This is a genomic window from Mesonia oceanica (genome assembly GCF_902499555.1).
GTDB classification, from domain to species: Bacteria; Bacteroidota; Bacteroidia; order Flavobacteriales; family Flavobacteriaceae; genus Mesonia; species Mesonia oceanica.
This window is the reverse complement of sequence record NZ_CABVMM010000033.1, coordinates 1-3,997: the sequence shown is the minus strand read 5'-3', so window position 1 is coordinate 3,997 and position 3,997 is coordinate 1. Positions and strand designations below refer to the sequence as shown.

General features: G+C 35.8%; 2 protein-coding genes. Both read right to left on the bottom strand.

The annotated features are described in order from the left end of the window. The coding region (locus FVB9532_RS19085) for a fibronectin type III domain-containing protein (RefSeq protein WP_194716594.1) at nt 1-3,572 on the bottom strand (3,572 nt) is incomplete at its 3' end. A 125-nt stretch (nt 3,573-3,697) separates the two neighbouring features. After that, the coding region (locus tag FVB9532_RS19080) for a T9SS type A sorting domain-containing protein (RefSeq protein ID WP_150546777.1) at nt 3,698-3,997 on the bottom strand (300 nt) is incomplete at its 5' end.

Sequence of the window (3,997 nt, the reverse complement as noted above, 5' to 3'; positions counted from 1 at the left end):
CCTGATGCTAAGTTTGACATATCTAAGGATGGTGACATTTCGTTTAAATCTCTACTCAAGACTTCTTGTCCCAGTAAATTATAAATACTCACCTTATCAATGTTTAATCTAGACTCCAGATTAATTGAATTCTTTACCGGGTTAGGATAATAATTGAATCCTACAAAATTTTCAGTATTAACTCCTAAGAAATCTGTAGTAAAAGACTCTACTGCAGTCCATTCACTCATATTATCGTTATCACAAATGGCTCGCACATACACATCATAGGTGGTTTCTGGAGTTAAATCACTAAGAATAACACCTAGTTCGTCATTATTGTCCATCATAGATTCTCCTTCTGATGTTGGATCAAAACCAGTTTCTCCATACAATACTTCCCATTCAGTTACTACTACATAGTCGGTCCAAGTTACCTCTGCTGTAGTATCGGTAATATTGTTTATAACTACTTCTGTTGGAACTTCACAAGGATCTTGTAATGTTATGAACATTTCTACTGCAGTCCATTCACTCATATTATCGGTATCACAAATGGCTCGCACATACACATCATAGGTGGTTTCTGGAGTTAAATCACTAAGAACAACACCTAGTTCGTCATTATTGTCCATCATAGATTCTCCTTCTGATGTTGGATCAAAACCAGTTTCTCCATACAACACTTCCCATTCAGTTACTCCTGCATTGTCGGTCCAAGTTACCTCTGCTGTAGTATCAGTAATATTGTCTATAGTAACATTGGTTGGAGTTTCGCAAACTTCAATAAATACATCAAAATCAATAGTGGTTTGATCATTCCCTGCACAATTGTTACTTCCATCTGCATCTAATGTCATATAAATAAATCCAGAAGAAGCTTCAAATGATAAACCTTCCAAATCTGATCCATCTAAATCAGAGTCGAATAATATATCACCAGAATTATCTTGGCCATTATAAATAATTAAGTCATCAAAAGTTCCTCCTGAAGAATTTGCTTCAACAGTTCCCGTAGTGAAAGTAATAGTCAATGGCTCTCCATTTTCTGATTGAAATAACCATTGTTTAAAATCATTATTACCATAACAATAAGTTTCACTTAACACAGGGTTCTCTACTGAAACTAATACAGGATTAGCATTAGTTGTAAAACTCAATACTGATGTCCAATCACTCTCGCTATCCTCTCCACAAATTGAACGAATATATACATCATATTGTGTATCTGGCGATAACTCATCTAAAACTTCTCCCAAGGTATCATCATCGTCTATTACTGAAGTGCCTTCTGTTTCAAAATCAAATCCAGATTCCCCGTAAAACACTTCCCATTCACTTTCATCTCCATTAGAAGTCCAACTAATCTCTACGCTTGTATCAGTAATATTATTAACAACAACATTTGTTGGAATGATACATTGTATAGTCTGTACACAAACATCAAAAGTAGTTTGAGCACTATTCGTAGAAGCCCATCCATAAACCCTTAAATAGTAGGTTTCCCCAACGGTAAGACCAGTAGCGGTAAAAGAATTAGGATCTGAATCATCAAATAAAGTTAAAGCTTCGCAACCTCCAGAACCATCATATAAGGCCATTCCCATATCTATAGAAGACCCCATAACAGCTTCTACATTTGATAGTGAGATAGGATGGCTTGAAGAAGTTGCGGTAAAAGTAAACCAGACATCATTGTTTGGAGTTCCTGTGATCTCTTCATCGTCTGTTCCTGTGGCACTAACCGTAGTTCCAGCTGTAGTCGAAATACATTCTTCATCATCATTTAAAACTAATTCGATAGCATTATCACATTCATCATTAGAAGGAGCCGGCGGTGGTGTTTTCACACAAACATCAAAAGTAGCTTGGGCACTGTTAGTAGAAGCCCATCCATAAACCCTCAAATAATAAGTTTCTCCAACTGTAAGACCGGTAGCGGTAAAAGAATTAGGATCTGAATCGTCAAATAAAGCTAAAGCTTCACAGCCTCCAGTACCATCATATAAGGCCATTCCCATATCTGTAGAAGAACCTATAACAGCTTCTACATTCAATAATGAGATGGGATGTATTGAAGAAGTTGCGGTAAAAGTAAACCATACATCATTGTTCGGGGTTCCTGTTACCGATTCCTCGTCTGTACCTAAATCTGAACCTGTGGCACTAACTGTAGTTCCAGCGGTAGTCAAGGTACATTCTAGATTATCGTTTAAAACTAATTCGATAGCATTATCACATTCATCATTAGAGGGAGCTTGCGGTGGTGTTTTCACACAAACATCAAAAGTAGTTTGGGCACTATTCGTAGAAGCCCATCCATAAACTCTTAAATAGTAGGTTTCTCCAACTGTAAGACCATTAACTATAAAAGAATTAGGGTCTGAATCGTCAAATAAAGCTAAAGCTTCACAGCCTCCGGTACCATCATATAAAGCCATTCCCATATCTGTAGAAGAACCTACAACAGCTTCTATATTCAACAATGAAATGGTATGGCTTGAAGAAGTTGTTATAAAAGTAAACCATACATCATTGTTCGGGGTTCCTGTTACCGATTCCTCGTCTGTACCTAAATCTGAACCTGTGGCACTAACTGTAGTTCCAGCGGTAGTCAAGGTACATTCTAGATTATCGTTTAAAACTAATTCGATAGCATTATCACATTCGTCATTAGAGGGTACTGTATAGAAACTTAACAAAACCCAATCACTTGTATCTTCTTCATCACAAATCGCTCTTACATACACATCATATGAAATAGACTCTGATAAATCTGAAATTGAAACCTCTGGCTCTCCATTAATATCATTAATCATTGTTCCTTCAGTTTCTACATCAAAACCAGAACCACCATATAAAACTTCCCAATCAGTCTCAGAGTCACCCGCTGTCCAACTTATATCAGCACTTGTACTAGTAAGATTATCTACTTCTAAATTTGTTGGAACTAAACATGTTGGAGGGACTTGAGAAAAAATTGTGGGAGCATCAAAACAAAAACCATATTCCCAACCATTACCACTTGAATCCTGTCCATCATCATCGTATCTAATTCTATATTTAAATCCTGTTAATTGAGTTGATGAAAAGTTTTCAATATTCAATTTGGTAACATTACAAGCAACTTTAGCAGGAGAGCAGAAATCATTTGTAGTTGCTCCAGAAGATCCTTGTGTTCCAGGAATAGGACCTGACCAATCTACCCAAATTGAATTTTCGCTATCCCAATACTCTATTACTAATAAATCTTCCTGCTCACTTTCAAGACTATTCACTACCCGGAAAAAATAATCTGCAGAGAAGTTTATCCAAGTTTCTCCAGCATTATAGGCTTCTGTTAAATCTATAACCGGTGATTCTGCAGCAATTTCATCTTCAGAATTTCCGCCCGCATCATCATCATCAAAGGCAAAATTACCACTTAAGGTAGGGTCTGCTTCAAAAGCATCTGCATCACTTTCGTAATCACCCGTAATCACCCAATCAGAATTGGGCCAATCTGCACTTTCATTTAAAGTCTGTGCATGTATTGATAGGCTAAAAAAAACCATCAATAAGTTAGGAATAATTAATAATGTAATTCTTTTCATATCTATTTTTTTTATCAACACCAAATATATAAGATTTAGAGCCGTTAAAAAAAATTACCCCCAAATCTTTTTAAGACTTGAGGGTAATAACAACCTGTATTAGGTATGATTATTAGAATTTAAAATTATTCTTTAATAACTCGAATAATTTTAGATTGACTTCCTATCTGTACTCGAAGTATATAAGCTCCTGATGCTAAGTTTGACATATCTAAGGATGGTGACATTTCGTTTAAATCTCTACTCAAGACTTCTTGTCCCAGTAAATTATAAATACTCACCTTATCAATGTTTAATCTAGACTCCAGATTAATTGAATTCTTTACCGGGTTAGGATAATAATTGAATCCTACAAAATTTTCAGTATTAACTCCTAAGAAATCTGTAGTAAAAGACTCTACTGCAGTCCATTCACTCATATTATC